Raw genomic sequence first — 22,937 nt, 5'->3', positions numbered from 1 at the left:
AAGAAGGAAGAAGGAAGAGGGAAGAAGGAAGAAGAAAAAACTATTAGTCAATTAATTGTGACTATTTTTGTCAAGTGATAAATAGGATAAGAGATTTTTTCTGTGGGAAAGTTCTGTGAATTTTTGCCAAAAACCTCCACTACTGAAGAACAGACAAATTTATCCTTCATTAGGGAAAGTTATCCATCAATTAATTCTCACTATTTTGAGAAAGTGACACAGAGGATAAGAGATTTTTTCTGTGGGGAAATTCTGTGAAATTTTGCCAAAAAACTCCACTACTGAAGAACAGACAAATTTATCCTTCATTAGGGAAAGTTATCCATCAATTAATTCTCACTATTTTGAGAAAGTGACACAGAGGATAAGAGATTTTTTCTGTGGGGAAATTCTGTGAAATTTTGCCAAAAACCTCTACTACTGAAGAACAGACAAATTTATCCTTCATTAGGGAAAGTTATCCATCAATTAATTCTCACTATTTTGAGAAAGTGACACAGAGGATAAGAGATTTTTCTGTGGGAAAGTTCTGTGAATTTTGCCAAAAACCTCTACTACTGAAGAACAGACAAATTTATCCTTCATTAGGGAAAGTTATCCATCAATTAATTCTCACTATTTTGAGAAAGTGACACAGAGGATAAGAGATTTTTCTGTGGGAAAGTTCTGTGAATTTTGCCAAAAACCTCTACTACTGAAGAACAGACAAATTTATCCTTCATTAGGGAAAGTTATCCATCAATTAATTCTCACTATTTTGAGAAAGTGACACAGAGGATAAGAGATTTTTTCTGTGGGAAAGTTCTGTGAATTTTTGCCAAAAACCTCTACTACTGAAGAACAGACAAATTTATCCTTCATTAGGGAAAGTTATCCATCAATTAATTCTCACTATTTTGAGAAAGTGACACAGAGGATAAGAGATTTTTTCTGTGGGAAAGTTCTGTGAATTTTTGCCAAAAACCTCTACTACTGAAGAACAGACAAATTTATCCTTCATTAGGGAAAATTATCCATCAATTAATTCTCACTATTTTGAGAAAGTGACACAGAGGATAAGAGATTTTTCTGTGGGAAAGTTCTGTGAATTTTGCCAAAAACCTCTACTACTGAAGAACAGACAAATTTATCCTTCATTAGGGAAAATTATCCATCAATTAATTCTCACTATTTTGAGAAAGTGATACACAGGGTCAGAGATTTTTTGTGGGGAAATTCTGTGAAATTTTGCCAAAAAACTCCACTACTGAGGAGGGGAAAAAATTTCTCCCTCATCAGGGAAAATTCTGAATCAATTAATTCTCACTATTTTGAGAAAGTGACACAGAGGATAAGAGATTTTTTCTGTGGGAAAGTTCTGTGAAATTTTGCCAAAAAACTCTACTACTGAAGAACAGACAAATTTCTCCTTCATTAGGGAAAATTATCCATCAATTAATTCTCACTATTTTGAGAAAGTGACACACAGGATAAGAGATTTTTTGTGGGGAAATTCTGTGAAATTTTGCCAAAAAACTCCACTACTGAGGAGGGGAAAAAATTTCTCCCTCATCAGGGAAAATTCTGAATCAATTAATTCTCACTATTTTGAGAAAGTGACACAGAGGATAAGAGATTTTTTCTGTGGGAAAGTTCTGTGAAATTTTGCCAAAAAACTCCACTACTGAGGAGGGGAAAAAATTTCTCCCTCATCAGGGAAAATTATCCATCAATTAATTGTGACTATCTTGGGAAAATGGCAAAAAAAATAAGAAATTTTTTCTGTGGGAAAATTTTGAATCAATTGGAGGTACAGTTGTTTTTCTTCTTTTATATTCCCTATTCTCTACTCCCTACCCCCGCACAACAAAGGAATTTTGTACCTCACGCTTCTTGGGAATTACTATAAATAGTATTTTCAAGGATAGAATAAGAGCTTCAATAATTGATAATTGATAATTGATAATTGATAATTGATAATTGATAATTACCTCTACCTAAAACGGATAGGATTGAATAAAAGGAAAATTAATTCATTGTTTCTCTTTTAAAGGAGAGAATTTTAACCTTAATTATTCGGTAAAATTAAGAAAAGTTTGATATTAGCTAAATAGAATTATATGGCAAGAACACAGCTATCTAATTTCGGGATAAATATGAAAAATAACTCTTTTTTAAAATCATTAAATACTAAACTTAATTCACAGTCTAGCTTTCAGATTAATAGCATTATTTTCTTCATTGTAGTTTTGATAATTACGGTCATAACATCTATATATATATCCAATGAACATACAATTTATTGGTGGGACTTTGTGGGATATCAGAACGCAGCAAATAATTTAACAAATTTATTTCGATCATCACCTCAAAGAGCTATTGATGATATTTTCGGTTCTTTATCTCAACAGAAAAATTATTTGGTCGTCCTGCCATTAATCCCATTTCTTTATCTGTTTGGTAATCAAAGAATTGTTTATATTCTGAGTATTAATCTGGTCTATTTATTACCATTTAGTTTGCTGCTCGGTTCTATCGCAACAAAATTAATTCCAGTTCCTTCTCGGTGGGTATTTTGGTCAACAGTAGCGATCGCTCTACTAATACCTATGACCTGGAGTCCTAGTTTGAGAGGATATCCTGATATTGGAGCGACTCTATTTATTTTATTGGCAACTTTAATTTACTTACAAAATATTAGATTGACTGCTTGGTGGCAAATTCCTTTGATTGGATTATGTTTAGGAATATCTATTGTTTTAAGGAGACATTTTGCTTATAGCGCAATAGCTTTTCTTGCTGCTGTTAGTTGCCAAACTATAATTAACTTTTTGACTACTTTCAATTCTGTCAATAATTCCTGGAAAAGACTTTTAGAAAGTGCCATAAAAATTAGTCTGATTTCTCTCAGTAGTTTCCTGACTATATCAATTTTTGCTTGGGGTTTTATCCAAAGTTCTTTGACAGAAAATTATCGAACTCTCTATGCTGCTTGGAGTTTATCAATACCTGACATCTTCTGGCGTTATGCCTGTTTTTATGGATTAATAACTTTACTATTAGTTGCCACAGGATTTTCTGTTGGTGTTCTGACAAAATCTTTAATTCCATCTACTACTATTTTTCTCTTATTATTCGGAATTTTTCTCTAGGTGAATGGTTGATTTTACTCCGTTATGGCAATATTCATTACTCTCTACATTTCACGCCAATAATAGTTTTAGGATTAGCTTCATTTATCTGGACGACCATTAATACTTTCCGAGACAAAACTAGATTAATCATTTTAACTCTCACGGGAATATTGTTACTTGGAAATTTTGTCCTTGGTTTAACTACAATTGGCAAATTTAATAATCCTCTACGACCATTATTTGCCACTAATTTTTCTCCGTTAATTCGTTCCGACTATGATGAAGTTTTACGTTTGAGTGATTATCTAAGTAAATTAGCCAAAAATAAAGAATTAGTATATGTAGCTGCTTCTTCAAATCTATTTAATGCCAATATTATTAGAAACGCTAATCGGATAATTAATCCTGAAAGTTGGTCGAATTTAAGAGCAATAAGTAAACCACACATCGACACCCGTGATACTTACCCATTGCCAGAATTATTAGAAGCACAATATATAGTTATTGCTCACCCATTTCAGAAAGTATTATTAACTGATGAACAAGTCTTAAAACCAGGGCAACAAGATTTAGTTAAATTTGTCTATGATGCTTTTACTCAAAATTTTCCCATTGCTCAAGATTTCCAAAAATTGCCAGAAGAATTTATCTTAGATGGTGGAATTACTGTCAGTTTTTATCAAAGATTTCGCCCTACTTCTATAGCAACTGCTGTACAAACTTTATCAGCAGTACAAAAACAAATTCCTCAACGTCCAGGTAGACAGTTAGACTGGATGAGTTTAAATCAATCTCCTTATATTACATATAATTATTCGGCAGTTATTCAAACTTCTGAAAATAGTTATAAATTAATGACAGACCCCTCGGATGTTACTAAACAAACCTCTAAATATTTTCTCTATTTAGGGCAAGTATCTGAATCAGTAAAAATTACTGGTCAACTAAATTTTCTGAATCAAGAATGTGATGGTTTGTCTGTTGCATTTTCTTCTTTAGATGAGCAAGGAAATTTGCTTGAGACAACTGCCAATAATTATTTTCCTGGAGATTTTTCTGACTTGAATTTTTCACTCGCTGGTAAAAATTCGGTTTATTTACTTCTGGAAAATATGACTATTGATAGGGATGAATTAACGGATAAATGTGGATGGGTAATCAATAATCTTATTGTTGATTACGAGAGAAAATTTTCTGGAGATAACTACTGATAATTATTTGCCTGGAGTTGGTTCTAATTTAACTTTTTATCTTCCAAGATTTATACTTTTTAGCATATTTTAGTTGAATAAAAAGTCATGCGTAGGGGCGAACAACCCCATCTAAGCTTTAGAATATCACAAAAATTGTGAGGATGCAGCCGAAAATCCTTTGAGACGCGATTTTTTCAGGAGCTTCAGAGAATGAAAATGTTGGTGGTTTTCCACTCAGGAGTTATGGATGGGAAATTTTGACGAGGCAAAACAAACATTTCTCTGAAGCTCCACAAGATGAAAGTACTTCTGTATTATCAAACCGGATTGGGTCACGCAACCCTGCCTTTTAAAGCGAAATATTTTTGGAGAGTTGCTCAAATCCCCTTTACAAAAATGACTTCTGACTTCTGACTTCTGACTTCCTTACTCCTGCCTCCTGGAAAAATTCCTGAATACCTGGTTGTTTGTGAGTCGGGAATTTTAGTTGAATAAAAAGTCATGTTTAGGGGCGAACAACCCCATCTAAGCTTTAGAATATCACAAAAATTGTGAGGATGCAACCGAAAATCCTTTGAGACGCGTTTTTTTAGGAGCTTTCGAGAATGAAAATATTGGTGGTTTTACACTCAGGAGTTATGGATGGGAAATTTTGACGAGGCAAAACAAACATTTCTCTGAAGCTCCACAAGATGAAAATATTTCTGCGATTCCTTGCTTGCGGGAAAAATTCCTAAATACTTGGTTGTTTCTGAGTCGGAATTTTAGTTGAATAAAAAGTCATTTGTAGAGGCGAACAACCTCATTTAAGCTTTAGAATATCACAAAAATTGTGAGGATGCAACCGAAAATCTTTTGAGGCGCAATTTTTTTATGAGCTTCAGAGAATGAAAATGTTGGTGGTTTTCTACTCAGGAGTGATGGATGGGAAATTTTGACGAGGCAAAACAAACATTTCTCTGAAGCTCTACAAGATGAAAATACTTCTGTATTATCAAACAGGATTGGGTCGCGCAACCCCGCCTTGATCGGTGATCGGGTTTTTGGAGAGTTGCTCAAATCCCCTTTACAAAAATAACTTCTGAGTTCTGAGTTCTGAGTTCTGACTTCGTTACTCCTGCTTGTTGGAAAAATTCCTAAATACCTGGTTGTTTCTGAGTCGGGAATTTTAGTTGAATAAAAAGTCATGTTCAGGGGAAAGCAACTCCATCTAAGCTTTAGAATATCACAAAAATTGTGAGGATGCAACCGAAAATCCTTTGAGGCGCGTTTTTTTTTAGGAGCTTTCGAGAATAAAAATATTGGTGGTTTTCCACTCAGGGGTGATGGATGGGAAATTTTGACGAGGCAAAACAAAGATATTGGAAGCTCCAGAAGATGAAAATATTTCTGTGTTACTCTTGTTGCTTGCTGGAAAAATTTCTGAATACCTGGTTGTTTCTGAGTCGGGAATTTTAGTTGAATAAAAAGTCATGTATAGGGGCAAGCAACTCCATTTAAGCTTTAGAATATCACAAAAATTGTGAGGATGCAACCGAAAATCCTTTGAGACGCGTTTTTTTAGGAGCTTTCGAGAATGAAAATATTGGTGGTTTTCCACTCAGGGGTGATGGATGGGAAATTTTGACGAGGCAAAACAAAGATATTGGAAGCTCCAGAAGATGAAAATATTTCTGTGTTACTCTTGTTGCCTGCTGGAAAAATTTCTGAATACCTGGTTGTTTCTGAGTCGGGAATTTTAGTTGAATAAAAAGTCATGTGCAGGGGCAAGCAACTCCATCTAAGCTTTAGAATATCACAAAAATTGTGAGAATGCAGCCGAAAATCTTTTGAAGCGCGATTTTTTCAGAGCTTCATAAAATGAAAATGTTGGTGTTTTTTCACTCAGAAGTGATGGATGGAAAATTTTGACGAGGCAAAACAAACATTTACCGGAAGCTACACAAGATGAAAATATTTCTGCGTTACTCTTGCTTGCGGGAAAAATTCCTGAATATCTGGTTGTTTCTGAGTCGGGAATTTTAGTTGAATAAAAAGTCATGTGTAGGGGCGAGCAACTCCATCTAAGCTTTAGAATATCACAAAAATTGTGAGGATGGAACCGAAAATCCTTTGAGGCGCGATTTTTCCAGGAGCTTCATAGAATGAGAATGTTGGTGTTTTTTCACTCAGGAGTGATGGATGGGAAATTGGGAAACTTCAGACAAATACACCAAGTGGCTTCTACACAAGACCATTATTTCAACATAGCTAATCTTCTGTAGGGGTTCGGTGACTAAACCCCTACCTTTACTATTGGTATATCAGACGTTTTCTTGTGGAAAAACTGACTAAACGAAATTACCAAAACTTTTCCTTACAGGTACAGCACAGATTTACTACCGTGATGTTCGCTTTAGTAAACGTGAACCTAAACCTAGAACACCCAAACCAATTAAACTTAGTACAGATGTAGGTTCTGGCACAGATTGATTGTCCGACGAATTAAGGGTTAGAGAAACTTCGTCAAAAAAACTATCAGAAGATATGCCTGCATTACTACGACTTGAATCAAGAATAATTTCTATAGAACGGGTTTGTACAGGTACTATTCTTTCATCAACAAATTGATTCCAGTCAAAGATACTCGCAACAGTATTATCAATAAAAATTTCTGATTCAAGTACATTGTTACTTTCATCCAAAAATGATAAGGTTGCTTTTGCAATATCAGTTCTACGAGATTGTAATAAAACGCTAAACGAAGAGACAATATCACCCTCATCAATTTGCAGAGCTAGAGAGCTAACATCTATTGACTGTAGCAACGCTTGAGAATCAGCAGGACCTGTGCCACCTGTAAAAGAAAATAAACCAATATCTACTGGAGAAGGTAACAAAAACGGTGCCGAAGTGGGAACAGTATTTATACCTGTGCTTAACCATCCAGTAGTATCTCCTGTTTCCGCATTGCCATTTTGCACCAGTTCAACACCTAGTGTTGCTGCATGAGCATTTCCACTAGCTCCTACTGCAACAATTAATCCTCCAGTAACTGTTAATAATTTACTGAATGTAGTTCCAATTTTCATAATTATTGACTCCTTGTACATATAGTTAGGAAATGGAAGGTTTATCTCACCTGTTTTTATAAAGCTTGATACAGATGTGAACTTCGATAATGTAATCCCTAAATTTTCATTTAGAGACTGTTTATAAACAAAAACTTAAGCCCTTGTAGTGCCGTGTCAAGCCTTAAATGTTACTTTAGGAAAATGGTAGGATGCTAATTTTTCAAAGCTTGACATCAAAAATCTATTCCACTACTTTAAGCTTGACGCTCTAGTAGGGTTAGTTGGGCGGGATTATGACTGTAATTTTCCTGCTTTAATGTACGCTGTAACCCACCAAAGCAAATACAAACATTTACCCTGAAGATTCACTTTATTAAGTGATTTATTAGATTTAATTTAACAATTATTTTAAAAAAGGAGTAGTATTATCACTGAATTTTCATCTTTACTTAGTTTTCACAAAAACGTGAAAAATACTTAATTTGTAAAAAGCTGATTAATTTTTTCTGATAGTTAGCAAATAATATAAGAAGGATTTTAGATTTAGAATGAAGGAATGAGGCGATCGCTATAGCAACATAAAATGATTCGTGAAAAAAACTATATTGGTTTCCCAACCCAAGTAAAAATGGGGTTTGAAGACTAAACCCCTACAATAAAATCTTGCAACTTTTTAATTAGGATAAAAATATGAATAAAATTCAAGGTTCTGTAATTATTTTATTGAATAGCAATAATGAAATTTTGCTGGTACTTAGGGATGATAAAAACTCTATTCCTTTTCCTAATACTTGGAATTTATTAGGAGGATTTATTGAAAATGGTGAACTTCCTGAAGAATGTATATGCAGAGAAATAAGAGAAGAAATCGAAATTGAATTAACAGATATTAACTTTTTCAAAAGTACAATATTTATGATAGAGAACATTACGTTTTCTGGAAGCAAATAGACTTAGATTTAAAGCAAATTAAACTTAATGAAGGTCAGCGTTTAGCTTATTTTACTAAAGATGAATTAGACCAAAATCAACTGGCATTTCAATGTAACAAGATTTTGAATGATTTTTTTGTCCAGGTTTTATGGCCTTAGTTTGGTAGATAAATTGGTAATCCTGCATAGTAATGGCGAAGATATATATTTTTTTTTCAAAAATTTAGAATGCGCGAATTACCTCTCCTTGAAAAGAAGAGGATTGACGAACAGGAAAATTTTTATTTATTATCCCCTTAAAAGGGCAGGCTTTAAACCCAATTTTTTGGTAATTTCTTCCCACACTCCCCCACTCCCCTACTCCCCTACTCCCCTACTCCCCTACTCCTTAAAAAAGACTTTTGAGCGCAAACCCTAGAATATCTCTTCGGCCATCGAACAGTGCTATACATACAGCAAATAAAGCCATATAGAGCCAACGAACACAATCATTGGGAACAGCACTCTCCCTAACAAGAGTAACTTTTTACGCTGTGCTTCATTATTCTTAAACTTGTCGCTAGACCCTACTGTTACTAGGGTTAATTCTAACCCAAATAAGAGGTAAACTAAATAAAAAGCATAGTCAAGGGCAACAACATAACCCACTCCATCAGGCAGAGCATCTAGTAAACTCAAATGGTAAAATACAACCGCTAGTAATAGCCCACTCAATAACTCGGCTGAGAGTAGATCGAAAGGCAAAAACAAAAACTGATATGCCACAGCAATAAAAAACCACAGAGGCAGCAAATTTTTGATACTGAAACTGAGTAATTTCCTTTTAATCTCAATCACAGCATTAAACTGGGAGTATTCTAAATTTGACTTAGTGTCGATCAATTGCCGATAGCCTAGTGTAGAATCTTTTACTAAAGTATCCTGGAAAAAAGTTATTTTTGTAGGTGTCCAAGAGGTAATTTCGTTGAAAACTTTTTCTTTCCACTGGTTAAATAATTCCTTTCGAGTAATATCTTGCATACCAATTAAGTCAATAGCATAAATCAACCGATTTCTTGTTAACTCTGTATGTCGAAATCTTACACTTAAATGCTGTTTATCAAAGGGGTAATTGCGAAAATCAAACTCTTCGTGAAAATCGGCTTTAATTCTATATATTTTATACTTAACTCCATTGTCTTCCCCCCTTTGTATTGGTTCTTCGATAGCTAACCTTTCTCCAGAGTCTAAGCGATCAATTCCATAGTTGCTAAACTCAATTTGATCAGGATTCAGATTACCTTTATATCTAAACCACAAATAAAAATCCACAAGATAGGTTGAACTTTTCTCGTCTAGATAGCTAACTTTGTTGATGTCAAGACCTACATAAACAATGTCAGTTTTTTGCAAGTATTGCTGCCCTATTTGTAAAATATTCTCACTAGGGATTTTGGCTTCTGAATTTAAAATTGCCTCGATATTGGGAACTATTTGTAGTTGGGTAAAAGCCGATACAAGCTGACCACGGTCAAAAATTCCCACACTAGGAGGAAAAGTAACAGTATTATTCCTATTAAAGTAAAATCTTTTTGTTCCTGTTGCGACAGCAGTATCGGGACTGTTGATCCGAAGCAAACCCTCTCTAACCCTAGAACGATCTTTTTTAATATCTTTACCAGTAAAAGCTGATTTTGCTAAATCTTTCTCTGTTAATAGAGTACGATGAATAGCTTCGACAATTGCGGTGGTAGCATTATAGTAAGAAGCAGCAGACCAGCCAGGGGACATTTTGTAAACTTCTTCAAATGTTTTCCTAAATTGTTGAGTTCGATCATTAGCCACGTCATACATAGTTGGTACTGTGGCGTAAAGGCCATTGGTAAAGAAGCCTGGAGTTTCTTGTTCTTTAAGAAGGTTACTAAAGGATTGAGCAATACTTACATCACCTATGTCATCACCACCAAATAGGGATAAATTCAGATTGCGATTTTTGATTTCCCTGAGTAAGCTTCTCACTTGAGCACGATTAGTAGCTAACACAATTGCTTGTGGAAATCGATCAGACTTTTTGAGTTCCTGCAATTCTTCGATAATGCTCCGATCGCTTGCAAGGTTTTGGTTTGTTGGTAGTTGCCACTGAGCTACTATTTCTCCTCCTAATTCTCGAAAAGCTGTTTCAACAGTTCTTCCTAAGTTTAAACCATAAACATCGTAGCCCCGAATAATACTAATTTCTGAATATCCTAGAACTTTTCTCAAGTAAGTAGCGATAAATTTGCCTTGAAAGCTGTCGTTAAAAATTGTGCGGAAGTACCAATCATTGTCGGCGGTTACTGCATCAGCAGTTGCTGAACCACTGATTGCTGGAATCCCAGCAGCTTGATAAATTTTTCCAGCTGCCAGAGATGTGCTACTAGAATAGTGACCAATGACGGCGATCGCTGGAGATTCGACAATCTCTCTAGCTACTTTCTCTGCTACGTCTATTTTCCCTTGGTCGTCATAAATTTTTAGTTGTACCTTCCTACCTTCAATTCCGCCAGCTTTATTTACCTGATCGATGCAGAGTTGCGCTGCTCTAACCATCGATTTGCCTAATTCTTGTGTCACTTGTCCGGTATTGCTTAAGGGAGCAGCGATCGCGATTGTTATATTTTTTTGATTTTGTTCCTGAAGGTTAGTAATAACTATAACTGCTATCACCGTTAAGAACATAGTTAGCAGCCAAATTATCAATTTTTTCTTTGGGATCATTTTCCTCTAGATTTCTCTAAACATTTTCTTATCAATTCATCTCATGGGTAGTGAATCAGTAAAGTATAGGAAAGCTAGTCAAGTCACACCAATTTTAAGCAACTCTTGATTAATTCAAAGTTGTAATTTACAGCATATTTCGGGCAAATGATCTACAAGGTAAATGGTGAAAATATTGCAGTGAGGCAATCTTGGCATCTTCGGGCTGTACCCATAGCAGTGGAAAGTGCTGTATGATCGGAGGACGTAGAAAAATAAATAGCGCTCAAACGGCTTTTCAAAGCTTAAACTAGGCATCTTTATTATCCCACATTCCGCACCACAAAATGTAGCATAAAAATCTAAGTCAAAAGTCATGCATTCAAAAGTCATGCATTAAGAAGAAAATTATAGTGGTCAATAGGAATTAACAATTCAATAAGTATTTATGCTTAATATTTAACTGAGAATTTGACTCTTGATCGAGGTAAATGAAGATAATTTATATAGTATAAATATTTAAGCAACCTAAGGATTTTATACTAATTTTCATGTTACAAATTAAAGTACGGAATGTGGGTTTTATCACTCAGTTAAATATATTTAACTGGGTAATATCTTTATATATAAAATTTTTAAAATTAGTGAGATATACAAGTTTGGGATTTTAGGGAACAGGAAGGAATAAGGAATAAAAAAAATACTTTACCTAAGCTAAGGATTAGAAGCACTCTATCAACATTTTCCCCTATCAAATAAAATCAAATAACTTCTGGTGAAATTAGTCAAATTATGGGGCTAACTAAATTTCAAGAATTAAAAATTAAGAATTTAGAATTTAGAGTTACCTCTTCTTATAAATAAGAGGATTGGATCGATGGATTTTTTTCCTTTTTTCTCCATGAATGGAGAGGCTTTATACCTAAATTTTTCGGTAATATGATGACAAAGCCAAAACCTATAGGCTATAGTGAATACTATTTTTTCCCCTCCAATACAATTTCATTTGTTAATGATAACCTGAGTAGCAAAATTTTCATCTCTTGTAGGAGAAAGAACTCTCGCTTTTAAAATAGCCGCCCCCAAAAAAGCATAAGAAATCACTCCCACAAAAGCCAAAAGAAATATATTTAAAACTCCAGAAGCGTTCCATAAAGCATGAAGAATAGATGCAGTCAAATACCCAACCCCTAAAATCAACCAACTATTACGACGCTTTAAAACACTTAATCCGATAAAATAACCAAAATAACCACTATAAGCCATATGTCCAGCTACTGAACCTAAAATTCTGGGAATTAACAATTGTAATCCTACCAATTGACCCGCATCTACTCCCAACTGTAAACTCGCACTATCCACAATACTCGGAACATATTGTCCCAGAGTTTCTAATAAAGTAAATCCTACTGCAGAAGCTGTTCCTAATAAAATTCCATCTAAAGGTTCCCAAACACCAATTTTCTTCCGCCAGGGAGAAGGTAAATTACGACCTATTAATAGTATTAAAAACACGGGTAATGCTTTTAACAACTCTTCCATTAATCCCGCGCCAAAAAACATTCTAATCAGGAAATCAAGAAAGCCAACTTGCTGAGGATTTACTGATATATCACCAGGAAGTATAAAACGAAATACTCCAATAAACAATGTTAAAATTGGACTTAATAAGATAAAAACAGTGGTTAAAGATGATCCGAATAATACCCACCAAGGTTTTTCTTTGCCACAAAGTTGATAAACAAAATAATAAGCTGCACCAGCAATATAAGCTGCTAATAAAAAATTAAAAGCTATTGCTTTACCCACGGTTAAAAACATTAAAATCACAAAAAATACAGTGATAATACCTGGATAAAGATAGGCTTTTTTAGCTAATTGCTTTCCTGTAGAAGCAATAGGAAATAACTGGGTCAAAGTTATCGAGTCAGTATCTCCAACATCTTCAACTTTAGCACTGCCAACAGAATTAACAGGAAGTGAAGTAGGGTTGACTGATGGTGATACTAATGAGGTTGATTTTTGGTGGGATAAATTATCGAAAATAAATTCCGGCCCTTTGTAGCCCAGACTAATACGATCGCCCACCTGTAGAATTTGACTTCCCTGTATTCTTCGTCCATTAATATAAGTACCATTAGAACTATTGAGGTCGCAGATTTCCCATACTAAACCAGTAGTTTTGGCCTGTTTGGTATGAATACGAATTAGGGCATGACGGCGAGAAACCGTTGTATAAAATTTTGTCTCTAGGACAATTTGACACCTGGGATCGCGTCCTAGCACTACCTCCTCTGTCTCAGATAGATACTCTTTTATGAGTTTTTCCTCATATACCCCTCTTGTAGACAGTTGTCGCAGAAATGCCATTTTTAGATATCTTTAAAATTTTTAGTCAAAATAATTATTTGTATGCAATGAACAATTAATTATCAATTAAAAATTGGGTGTTGCTGATTCTGGGTATGATTTGATGATTTTGGATTTTGGATTTTGGATTTTGGATGGTTTAAACTACTTGTTAATATTAACTGTTCCCTGTTCTATGTTAAATGTTCCCTCCATACCTATAAACCTACTTTCATACCTTAATTCAGCAATGCCAAAAATTGTTCATTGTTCATTGCTTAATTTCTACTGATTCGCTTTAGCGTCTTGAATTGCTAAATAAAAGAGTAAAGTGGCTAGAGGAATGCTCAGACTCAAAATTATTCCTGTTACTAGGCCACCTAATTCTGGTTCTCCAGAGGATAACTCAAAAATAGAACCCACTGCTGCGATCGCTGCTATACAACACCCACCCAAAAGCAATGTTGATTTAGGAGTTCCTACCATAACTTTCTTCTCCAAAAATATTGACTGTTTTAATTTTTTATGATAAGCACTAAAGTTAAGAACTGATAAATCTTCAACTTTTGGACTATTGCTTTTGTATTAGACATCTCCAAAAATCAAAAATATAGCAGGGAACAGGCAAAAGGCAAGAGTGGGAAAAGAATTTCTCTGCCTAAGATTCATCATCAACATAAGTCAAACACCAACTCGTTCCTTGCTATAAAATCAATTACCGTACATAAATCATCAATTATTTTCTCCTATTCTGTAGGGATGTTGTATGCAACGTCCCTACTACTCCCTACTCCCTACTCCGAGATGTCTATTAATTTTGCCAGACTTTAACTAGCTATTAGCTTTTCGTGATAGTCATGGGACCCTTGCCAGCATTTAGCTAGCCTCTTGCAGAGGAACTGCGGACTTCAGCTAAAAATCCAAGGGTTCGGCGTCCCCCACTATATTTGAAAAAGCGCGTGGTGCGTCTTTTATGGGAGTTTGTAGACGCGGAGCTGCTTCTCTTGAGTATCCCCTATATAAAGACACCAGAGAAGCTGTTTGCGCAGCATTCCGTAGGAATAGCTGACCGCTGACCGCTGACTGCTATTTCAAGTAACAGATTTAACAGCTTTAGGAGAGAACTTATGCTTAGTCAACTCTTCATTCAGTGCCAATTTATTTTCTACTCGGTCTACAAATAGCACCCCTTGAAGATGGTCCATTTCATGCTGAATTGCTCTAGATAATAATTCTTTAGCCTGAAGGGTTTTGGGACGACCATTTTCATCTTTGTATGCAACTTCAATTATTGCCGGACGTTTAACATCTAAATAAACCCCAGGAATACTCAGACACCCTTCTTGGAAAAGACAAACTTCTTTACCATACCTTTTAATCGTAGGATTAATCAAAACTAGAGGGGGCGTAGCAGCATTATCTAGCTCGCAGTCTATAACAATGACTTGTTTTTGGACAGCCACCTGGGGAGCCGCCAGACCAATACCATCAGCACTATACATAGTTTGGAGCATTTCTCGTATCAGTTTCCGAATATCATCATCTACCTTAGTCACGCGCTTCGCTGACTGACGCAAAGAGCGATCGCCCAAATAATTTATTTCCAAAGGTGGGTTCTCTAATTTTTCTTTCTTAACTAAAATTTCAGAAGTTGTCATAATTTTACATTTACAAAAAATGGCTAAATTTTAAACAGAGGTATTTACAGTACCTCTATCTATCTATCTATCCTAATACCTAATAAAATATACACGGCCTTTGAGTCATGAATAGTCAAGCCAACTTATGACATCCTACTCAAAGTCAAAGTCCTGATATTAATTAATCAAAACCCCCTGGGTCCTAAATCAATATTTTTTGACTTTTAACTTTTAACTTTTAACTTTTGACTTTTGACTTTTGACTTCTAAATTTGGACTGAGTCTTAGATTAACCAATATTTTTTGACTTTTAACTTTTAACTTTTAACTTTTGACTTTTGACTTCTAATGTCTTGATAGATTTAGTCCCAATATAATTGATATAAAACCTAAACTCTAGCCAAACTTACCCGTAAAATTATTGATATAACTCATCTTTCCTCATCTTTCTGGCTCCTGATAGATATTACAAAAACTTAACTAATTAATTGTCTATCAAAAAATCAAAATTAAAAATTCTATGAATAATGATTCAAACTCTTCTCCAGCTAATTCTCCAAACACCAGTCCTACCTCAGAAAATTCTAATGGCACAAAAGCAGCGATCGCTCCTGTAAAAACATCAATAGACCAATTAAACTTGGTAGACAACGAAATAGAAAAAATGCTACCCTCCTCTCCCACCCAGCTCAATGGTTTGGCAAACAATCAAGTAGATGAAGGGCCAAAGAATCGAATTGCGTCCATTGTCTCCCTGACAGCAATTGCGTTAATGATTCTGGGGTTAGCCATAGATAATGTACTGCTTGGTTATAGCAGTGCAGTTGTGGTAATGGTAGCTTCCATCAGAATGATTTGGCCTAGTTGGGGTAAAGTCTGGAAAACCCTGATTCCTCCAGTTTGGCGTAACCTGATTATTGCTTGCTTTGGTATCTTAACCGCTATTGTTGGCTTACTAATGTTAAGTGGAGCAAACCAAGAACCAGGTACTCGTAATATTCAGATTAACTGGGATGCCATTGGAGCGGTGGGCGAACTCATCGGAGCTTTAGGTCAAATCTTAATTGCGATTATTGCTGTATATGTAGCTTGGCGACAATATGTTATTTCCAAAGATTTGACCATTCAGCAAAACCGCATCACTCAACAACAAACCATTGATGCTTACTTTCAAGGAGTTTCCGATTTGGCAATGGATGAAAAAGGTTTATTGGAAGATTGGCCACAGGAACGAGCGATCGCTGAAGGACGTACAGCAGCTATTATTAAAAGTGTAGATGGAGAAGGTAAAGCGAAAATTCTCAGATTTTTATCTCAGTCTAGACTAATAACACCGATTAAGCGCGATCGGCAACTTGGTCGGCCTATTTTAGATGGTAATGGGGGTTATGCGGAAGATAGGGAATATGGTATTCGTGTGATTGACTTAGGAGTAATGTTAGCAGGAGCTGACCTGGCAAAAACAGATTTGCGGTGGACAGAATTAAGTGATGCTAATCTTGTCAGAGCTAATCTTAGTTATTGTGACTTAGTAAAAGCTAATTTTTCCCGTACTATTTTGTATGAAGCAAGTCTGGTGGGTGCTGACTTGAGGGGAACGAGATTTTTCTATGGCAGTGCAGAAACTGCTACTCCTCGTAGTCGTACTCATGTACCTAATTATCAAACAGGTATTTGTACTGGTGCAGTGGTAGAAAATGTTGACTTTAATGTAGTCAAGAAGTTGTCTGACGAACAACGTTATTATTGTTGTGCTTGGTCTGGGGAAAAAAGTAGGAGAAAGATACCTGGTGGTTGTGAAGGTATTCCGAATAAGTTGGGGCGTTAGTTAATAATGAATAATGAATAATGAATAATTAATAATTAATAATTGATACAGGACTTACGCATAACCACCATATCTAGTAGGGGCGAATGGCATTTGCGTTCCGCAAAGCTCCGAATGGCGCCCACTACAATTGGTGTATAATTTCACATTTTGCGTAAGTCCTGTGATAATTATTTGATTTGGCTAATTTGACAATAGTTTTCAGGAGTTTTAAGAGTTCTGTACAGTCTTGATTAATTGAGTTAAACCCTCTGACATTAATGTAATTTGAGTAGAGCATAATGTAGAGACCTTGTATGCAACGTCCTTAAAGGGTTATCACTTTTTTCTGGTTCATTGACCTGAAAACTGCTGTATCTATCTTTTTACCGAAAAATTGGGTTTAAAGCCTCGCCCTTGTAGGGCGACTTTTTATTTTATTTGCAAGTGAATTGAATATATGCTAGACTGTTATTAGTTGCCGAGGGGCACTCGGAAACTCTAAACGGATGTGGAGGGAAGCGTTAGACTACCGTCAAGGAAGCAGCACCCGGTGAAGCGTCAACCCGCCGAGGAGCTACGGCTTAGTAGGAATCCCCGTGCCTTTAGGCCGGGGAGGATGTCAAAGGAGATTACAATCAGGACTTACCCAAATTTTTAGATAATACACTATCTGTATGGGGCGAATGCCATTCGCCCCTACTAGATATGGCGGTTCTGCATAAGTCTTGAAAATATTAAATCCCTCCTGAAGTCTTAGCTTTAGGAAGGTTATCGGGATATTTGGAAAGTCTATCAGCTAGCGTCAGTTTGCCGTTGCACTCTGAGTCTTACTTACCGATCGCCATCCAGTTAATATGCCACAAGAGGCTATTCGCCTTATCGGGAGTCAGAGAAAATTTGAGCTCTCCTTTGTATATGTACACACGGAATCCCGTCGGCGATGGCCTGTAGATTGAGGTAGCGCCCTGAGTCATAAAATGGCTGTGGTCACCACCGATAGAAGTGAAGTAAAGTGGAGTTTCGCTAAAGCCTGCCTTGCGGGTATTGATATCTACATATATACTATTTGGGGGGTAGACAACCCACGATGTCCGGCCTGGAATCGTCGAACCGCTAGCAATCTTGTATCCATTTGAGGCAGACAGGGGTATGCTCTTCAGTTCCGCAGCTAAAGCATTAACTAGCAACGCTAATATAATACACAATACAGCACTTAGGGCTATGAACATACCGAATATCTTTTTGATGTTCATGTTTTTCTTGTCCTTAACTATATTCGTCAACTTTTGGGTAACTGCTAGAGGCAACTTCCCTACCTTGGTCACCGAGATGACGACGCCAATGCTTCTAGAGGTTCCTTATTCTTTTTGGTCTCTCTATATATTTGAATACTTTACTATAATTTTGCTGGCGTTGGAGAATAATTATTTATCAGGATTTAGGCAGAACCACCATAATCTGGTAGGGGCGATTTCCAACGGAGATGCTGCGCAAACGCGAATCACCCCTACAGGTGGTGTATGATTTGATATTTTGTGTAAGTCCTGATCGCTTCTGAATTCTAAATTCTGAATTCTAAATTCTGACTTCAGCTCCCATTTCCCAAGCTGCTTGAAAGAAATCTCGTTCGCAGAGCATGGCATAACAGTAGGTTGATTCTGCTTCTTGAATATTGTCTGCATAACTGTCTATCACTTTCTCCAGCTTTTGCGTCAAATGTTCAAATTGCTGACTGCTGTAAGTACGAATCCATTCAGAATATTGATGCTCTGGGATTTCTGGTGTAGCTAACTGTTGTCCCAAGAAAGCATAAAGTCGCATACAAGGAGTCATTGCTGCAGCGATCGCTCCAATATTATTACTCCATGCTGTTGCTAGCAGAAAATCTGTGTAACGTCGTGTAGAAAATCCTGGCGTAATAGTTTCTAGATTTACTCCCCATTTAGCAGCATAGTTTTGATGCAGTTGTAGTTCCTCTTTCACCGCACCTGCGAGAGTATGAAACAGTTCAAATATTTTCCAATCTGGGGACTTAGCTGCAGCAATACTGTAAGCACGAGCAAATGCTCTGAGGAAAAAAGCATCTTGCCCCACATAATAGGCAAAACTTTTATGAGGCAGTGTACCGTCAGCAATTCCTTGCACAAAAGGATGGGATAAACAGACTGTTGCTAATTGTTGATTTATTTTCCATAAATTATTTGATATCATAATATTTCATTTCCCGAAAATTCATCTCATGGTATTATATTTCAATCAATATTATTAGACATCTCCAAAAATGTAAATATGTTCCATCTAAAGTACTACAATAGTTGGTTGGAAAGGGTGATATGATTTCTGGGAAAATATATTTTAATAGGAAATTATTCCTGCTTCCCTCTTTATTTTTTTACAGGACTTACGCACGAACACTAAATCAAGAGGGCGTTAGCGGAGCTTGGCGCTAGCCAATGCCATTCGCCCCTACATAATGAGGAAATTATTATTTCTTTCTCCTTCCTTCTTCCTTCTTCCTTCTTCCCTCTTCCCTCTTCCTTCTTCCTTCTTCCTTCTTCCTTCTTCCTTCTTCTGTTATGAAATATTCTATAGTAATTCCTATTTATAATGAAGAGAAAAATCTCCCAGAATTATATCGGCGTATGAGTACCATTCTCAATAGAATGGATGGAGATGTAGAATTAATTTTAATTAATGATGGGAGTCGCGATCGCTCTCTACAAATACTCCGAGAATTACATCAACAAGACTCTCGAATTTGTTACTTAAGTTTTGCCCGTAATTTCGGACATCAAATTGCTGTTACTGCTGGTTTAAATTTTGCTAGGGGGAAAGCTATTGTAGTCTTAGATGGAGATTTGCAAGACCCACCAGAATTAATTCCAGACTTAATTGAAAAGTGGCGACAAGGTTATCAAGTTGTCTATGCTCAACGCACAAAAAGACATCAAGAAAGTTGGTTAAAAAAATTGCCTGCTTTTCTATATTATCGGATTTTAAAACATTTAGCAGATGTAGAAATTCCCATTGATACAGGAGATTTTTGTTTAATGGATAGATGTGTAGTGGATCTGTTAAATAAAATGCCAGAAACTAATCGTTATATTCGAGGTTTAAGAGCATGGGTTGGTTTTAAACAAACAGCAATTAAATTTGAGCGCGAACCTCGTTTTGCTGGTGATATTCAATATACTTTTGCCAAATCTTTAGCTTTAGCAATTAATGGTTTAGTCTCTTTTTCTAAAGTACCTTTACGACTGTCTACTTATGTAGGATTATTTGCTGCTTGTGTGGCTTTATTGATGGCTTGTTTAGTGTTATATTGGCGGATTTTTTATCCAGATTCACCATTAACTGGTTTGACAACAATTATCATGGCAATTTTCTTTTTAGGAGCAGTACAATTAGTAAGTATTGGAATTTTAGGAGAATATATCGGACGTATTTATGAAGAAGTTAAAGGTAGACCTCTTTATACTTTATCTGAAGTGGCAGGATTTGAGGATAAGAATTAATATCATGTCCGGTTGAACAGTTATAAATAACGACCGAGGAGTCAGGAGTCAGGAGTCAGGAGGGAAGAAAGAAGAAAGAAGAAAGAAGAAGAAAAAAGGAAGAAGAAAGAAGGAAGAAGGAAGAACAAGAACAGGAGAAGAAGGAGAAAGTTTTTGTATCACTAATTATCCGGACATGATATAAGACCATATTTAGCGTTGGTAAAGCGCGTGTATGATATTAATCTTAATTACTTAGGAGTAAACCCACCCCTAACCCTTCCCAACCCACCCCTAACCCCTCCCAACCCACCCCTAACCCCTCCCAGGAGGGGAGGGGAACTCAGGAGTCAGGAGTAAACCCACCCCCAACCCCTCCCAGGAGGGGAGAATGAAGTTGAAACGGGAGTAGAAGGATAAAGTTTTTTGGTCGCCTAAAGGTCATGGACTTCTATCGCGCTCTTATCAGGAAATGATATCATACCTCAAATTACCAACACCCCATATTTTTTTGAGTAGGGGAGTGGGGGGAGTAGGGAAAATAGAAAGATTTACTGTTTAAGCGCTCATGATAAGTTTTTTCCAGAAAGAAGCGATAGAATCTCTGGTGAAGGCGAGCGCCAATTTCAAAAAGCTTTAGAATGTTTAAATTCCCTCCGAGCAGAAATCTAACAAAGTCATGGCATCTATTCCGGCGTTCTGGTTGCAGAAGTTAGAACTGAACAAGAAGAGCAAAGGTCATTTCAGTTATCAGTTATCAGTTATCAGTTATCAGTTATCAGTTGTCAATAATTACAGGGGAGCTATGAAAATTGTACCTGACTCATATAGAATCCGGTTGAATAGTTATTGTATAGTTTGCAGTAGGGGAGTGGGGGAGTGGGGGAGATTAAAGGCTTGAAGTAATTATAGAATTATCAACATATACTATATAACCGGATTCTATATCAGTTATCAGCTCGGTTGAGGTTTGAAACCTCTCAAATCTTACTTTTGACTTTTGACTTTTAACTTTTAACTTCTCAAGGGAATGGCGACGGAGAGCATCCATTTATTGATAGATTGCTCTCCTGCTAGCTCACCCTAAACGTTCGGCGATCGCTCATTACTACAAAATCGGACTATCGCACTTGAAGAAAATTATTGTGTTTAGGATAATATACAATCCGGTTATACAGTATATGTTTATAACTCTATCCACACTTTCTCGCCTTAAATCTCCTCATCCCCCCATCTCCCCATCTCCCCATCTCATATAATAAGTATTCAACCGGATTTGATATAAGTGGTCAGAGGGAAGCGGTTTGTCACTCATTTTTAGAGAACTGACTGAAGGATACGTGCTAACAAACGAATTCCATCAGAATTTTTCATATCTTCCCAGGAAAGTGCCCAACCTTCAGATGCTGTTATTAAAGATTCATCAAGTTCTGGGTGAAACTGGGTAGTTAGTGCTTTCCGGCCGTTATCCCAATAAATACCGGTTGCTGCCACCTCACATAGCGGATCGCCACTCTGAGTATGTGTTGAAGCTAAAATTTCGACACCAATGGGTGCAGACATTAGGCTTTGTAGGTCGAGTATTGAGGCCGCTTCAAGGCTGTAAGCAGTTATCGCATGGTGAATTTGCTGATAAGCCCAACATACGAACCGCATTGATTCTTCTGATACTTCATTGCCATGAAATGCCTGAATGTGCAAATCGTTCTCGTACTGGAGTGCTACATCAATGATGGCATCAAAACGTTTTGCTACTACACGATATGTCTCTGTGATTTCAGTTGGAACATGAGGAATATCGATATCCCGGTAGGGGTATAACCGTGTATTAGAATGACTAATTTCTTCATTCTTAGCAACGGCAAACGATTCATCGTTCCAAGATTGGGCAACAGTACCATAACTCTTTTCGACCTTTAGGCGATTTGCCATCTCGGCAATGCGACGACTGACAGCAACAAACGCTGGTTGTTGTGATTTTTCTAGACGATCCACAGATTCACGGATTAATTCTACATGAGCCTGCGCCGTAAGCTGATGAGAGAGACAAATGCCAATGAAAGGTACCTGTTTTAAGAGGAATTCAACAATCAGTTGCGTAGCATCTGAACGAGGAAATGCTGGCGAAAAAGTATCTTTTACATGAACATCGGGTTCGCCTCCTTCCAATACTATAAGTTTGGCTACGCTTGCCAGGGCAGCAAAGCGCTTTAGGTCAGAAATACCATGCTTCCAAGCGGGCACAATAAGGGTGGGTAAACCCAGGATTTGATCGACAATATAGGCCACGTTCTCTGATGCAATGACCCCAACCTTATCCTTGGGTCGTTCGCCAACATGCTCCCAGGGTTCAATAACTACAACACTTTCTGCAATTTCTCCAGGATCGACCAGAGAAAGCTCGTCTACATGACGACCCCAGGTAGGACTACGGTCACCGAGAGGATTTGGTGTATTACGCTCAGTGAGAAAAGCATTAATTAAAACTTGACTAGATTTAGACATTTATAGCGCCTCTGATTTTATTAGGACTTATATTTTACAATCTTTCCTAGTGCAGCCTTAATTCTTAACAAAAAAATCAGAAGGTTTTAGATCGGTAATTTCAATAAAGTATTCTTCCAAATACTTGATATTA

The 22,937-nt window shown here is 36.5% G+C and carries 14 protein-coding genes; 7 read left to right on the top strand and 7 right to left on the bottom strand.

The features are described from left to right. Nucleotides 1–2,294 precede the first annotated feature (2,294 nt). The 4 genes from SAGCYANO_RS21555 (at nucleotide 2,295) to SAGCYANO_RS47880 (ending at nucleotide 6,339) form a co-directional block, all read left to right on the top strand. Complete coding sequence (locus SAGCYANO_RS21555; RefSeq protein WP_202221936.1) at nucleotides 2,295–3,131, top strand: hypothetical protein; 837 nt, start codon at nucleotides 2,295–2,297, stop codon at nucleotides 3,129–3,131. A gap of 8 nt (nucleotides 3,132–3,139) precedes the next feature. Then, on the top strand, nucleotides 3,140–4,324 hold the full coding sequence (locus SAGCYANO_RS21550; RefSeq protein ID WP_202221935.1) for a hypothetical protein: 1,185 nt from the start codon (nucleotides 3,140–3,142) through the stop codon (nucleotides 4,322–4,324). A gap of 556 nt (nucleotides 4,325–4,880) precedes the next feature. Further along, on the top strand, nucleotides 4,881–5,078 hold the full coding sequence (locus SAGCYANO_RS21545) for a hypothetical protein (protein ID WP_202221934.1): 198 nt from the start codon (nucleotides 4,881–4,883) through the stop codon (nucleotides 5,076–5,078). A 1,135-nt stretch (nucleotides 5,079–6,213) separates the two neighbouring features. Beyond that, nucleotides 6,214–6,339 (top strand): hypothetical protein, encoded by a 126-nt coding sequence (locus tag SAGCYANO_RS47880; protein WP_255502639.1) that lies wholly within the window; start codon nucleotides 6,214–6,216, stop codon nucleotides 6,337–6,339. 345 nt (nucleotides 6,340–6,684) lie between these two features. Here the strand turns inward: SAGCYANO_RS47880 and SAGCYANO_RS21540 are convergent, their stop codons facing one another. Continuing rightward, a complete protein-coding gene (locus SAGCYANO_RS21540; RefSeq protein WP_202221933.1) occupies nucleotides 6,685–7,377 on the bottom strand; it encodes a PEP-CTERM sorting domain-containing protein in 693 nt (230 codons plus the stop codon). Nucleotides 7,378–8,049: 672 nt separating this feature from the next. Here SAGCYANO_RS21540 and SAGCYANO_RS21535 point away from each other — a divergent pair. Next, nucleotides 8,050–8,310, top strand: a complete 261-nt coding sequence (locus SAGCYANO_RS21535; protein ID WP_202221932.1) for an NUDIX domain-containing protein — start codon at nucleotides 8,050–8,052, stop codon at nucleotides 8,308–8,310. A gap of 425 nt (nucleotides 8,311–8,735) precedes the next feature. Here SAGCYANO_RS21535 and SAGCYANO_RS21530 read toward each other — a convergent pair whose 3' ends face one another. The 4 genes from SAGCYANO_RS21530 to def form a co-directional block, all read right to left on the bottom strand. Continuing rightward, nucleotides 8,736–11,027, bottom strand: coding sequence for an ABC transporter substrate-binding protein (locus SAGCYANO_RS21530; protein WP_237396477.1), 2,292 nt, complete (start codon nucleotides 11,025–11,027; stop codon nucleotides 8,736–8,738). A 981-nt stretch (nucleotides 11,028–12,008) separates the two neighbouring features. After that, a complete protein-coding gene (locus SAGCYANO_RS21525) occupies nucleotides 12,009–13,376 on the bottom strand; it encodes a PrsW family glutamic-type intramembrane protease (protein ID WP_202221931.1) in 1,368 nt (455 codons plus the stop codon). Nucleotides 13,377–13,640: 264 nt separating this feature from the next. Further along, the gene (locus SAGCYANO_RS21520; protein WP_202221930.1) at nucleotides 13,641–13,841 is read right to left on the bottom strand and encodes a hypothetical protein; all 201 of its coding nucleotides are present in this window, start codon (nucleotides 13,839–13,841) and stop codon (nucleotides 13,641–13,643) included. Between the two features lie 605 nt (nucleotides 13,842–14,446). Next, the gene (gene def, locus SAGCYANO_RS21515) at nucleotides 14,447–15,013 is read right to left on the bottom strand and encodes a peptide deformylase (protein ID WP_202221929.1); all 567 of its coding nucleotides are present in this window, start codon (nucleotides 15,011–15,013) and stop codon (nucleotides 14,447–14,449) included. Nucleotides 15,014–15,515: 502 nt separating this feature from the next. Here def and SAGCYANO_RS21510 point away from each other — a divergent pair. Further along, nucleotides 15,516–16,823, top strand: a complete 1,308-nt coding sequence (locus SAGCYANO_RS21510; protein WP_202221928.1) for a pentapeptide repeat-containing protein — start codon at nucleotides 15,516–15,518, stop codon at nucleotides 16,821–16,823. 1,557 nt (nucleotides 16,824–18,380) lie between these two features. Here SAGCYANO_RS21510 and SAGCYANO_RS21505 read toward each other — a convergent pair. Next, nucleotides 18,381–19,016 carry a TenA family protein gene (locus SAGCYANO_RS21505; protein WP_375339971.1) on the bottom strand — a complete coding sequence of 212 codons (636 nt, stop codon included), beginning with the start codon at nucleotides 19,014–19,016 and terminating at the stop codon, nucleotides 18,381–18,383. Nucleotides 19,017–19,381: 365 nt separating this feature from the next. Here SAGCYANO_RS21505 and SAGCYANO_RS21500 point away from each other — a divergent pair, with 365 nt between their 5' ends. Beyond that, nucleotides 19,382–20,320, top strand: coding sequence for a glycosyltransferase family 2 protein (locus tag SAGCYANO_RS21500; RefSeq protein WP_202221927.1), 939 nt, complete (start codon nucleotides 19,382–19,384; stop codon nucleotides 20,318–20,320). Nucleotides 20,321–21,616: 1,296 nt separating this feature from the next. Here the strand turns inward: SAGCYANO_RS21500 and SAGCYANO_RS21490 are convergent. Then, on the bottom strand, nucleotides 21,617–22,804 hold the full coding sequence (locus tag SAGCYANO_RS21490) for a hypothetical protein (RefSeq protein ID WP_202221925.1): 1,188 nt from the start codon (nucleotides 22,802–22,804) through the stop codon (nucleotides 21,617–21,619). Nucleotides 22,805–22,937: the final 133 nt, after the last annotated feature.

It is taken from the genome of Okeania sp. KiyG1 (genome assembly GCF_014132355.1).
Taxonomy (GTDB): Bacteria; Cyanobacteriota; Cyanobacteriia; order Cyanobacteriales; family Microcoleaceae; genus Okeania.
Note: the sequence above shows the minus strand (reverse complement) of the source record. Positions and strands in the feature narration are given on the sequence as shown.

Excerpts from the sequence above, each read along its gene's own strand:
- SAGCYANO_RS21540 (WP_202221933.1), bottom strand. The coding sequence starts at position 7,377 with ATGAAAATTGGAACTACATTCAGTAAATTATTAACAGTTACTGGAGGA.
- SAGCYANO_RS21535 (WP_202221932.1), top strand. The coding sequence starts at position 8,050 with ATGAATAAAATTCAAGGTTCTGTAATTATTTTATTGAATAGCAATAAT.
- SAGCYANO_RS21530 (WP_237396477.1), bottom strand. The coding sequence starts at position 11,027 with ATGATCCCAAAGAAAAAATTGATAATTTGGCTGCTAACTATGTTCTTA.
- SAGCYANO_RS21525 (WP_202221931.1), bottom strand. The coding sequence starts at position 13,376 with ATGGCATTTCTGCGACAACTGTCTACAAGAGGGGTATATGAGGAAAAA.
- SAGCYANO_RS21520 (WP_202221930.1), bottom strand. The coding sequence starts at position 13,841 with ATGGTAGGAACTCCTAAATCAACATTGCTTTTGGGTGGGTGTTGTATA.
- def (WP_202221929.1), bottom strand. The coding sequence starts at position 15,013 with ATGACAACTTCTGAAATTTTAGTTAAGAAAGAAAAATTAGAGAACCCA.
- SAGCYANO_RS21510 (WP_202221928.1), top strand. The coding sequence starts at position 15,516 with ATGAATAATGATTCAAACTCTTCTCCAGCTAATTCTCCAAACACCAGT.
- SAGCYANO_RS21505 (WP_375339971.1), bottom strand. The coding sequence starts at position 19,016 with ATGATATCAAATAATTTATGGAAAATAAATCAACAATTAGCAACAGTC.
- SAGCYANO_RS21500 (WP_202221927.1), top strand. The coding sequence starts at position 19,382 with ATGAAATATTCTATAGTAATTCCTATTTATAATGAAGAGAAAAATCTC.
- SAGCYANO_RS21490 (WP_202221925.1), bottom strand. The coding sequence starts at position 22,804 with ATGTCTAAATCTAGTCAAGTTTTAATTAATGCTTTTCTCACTGAGCGT.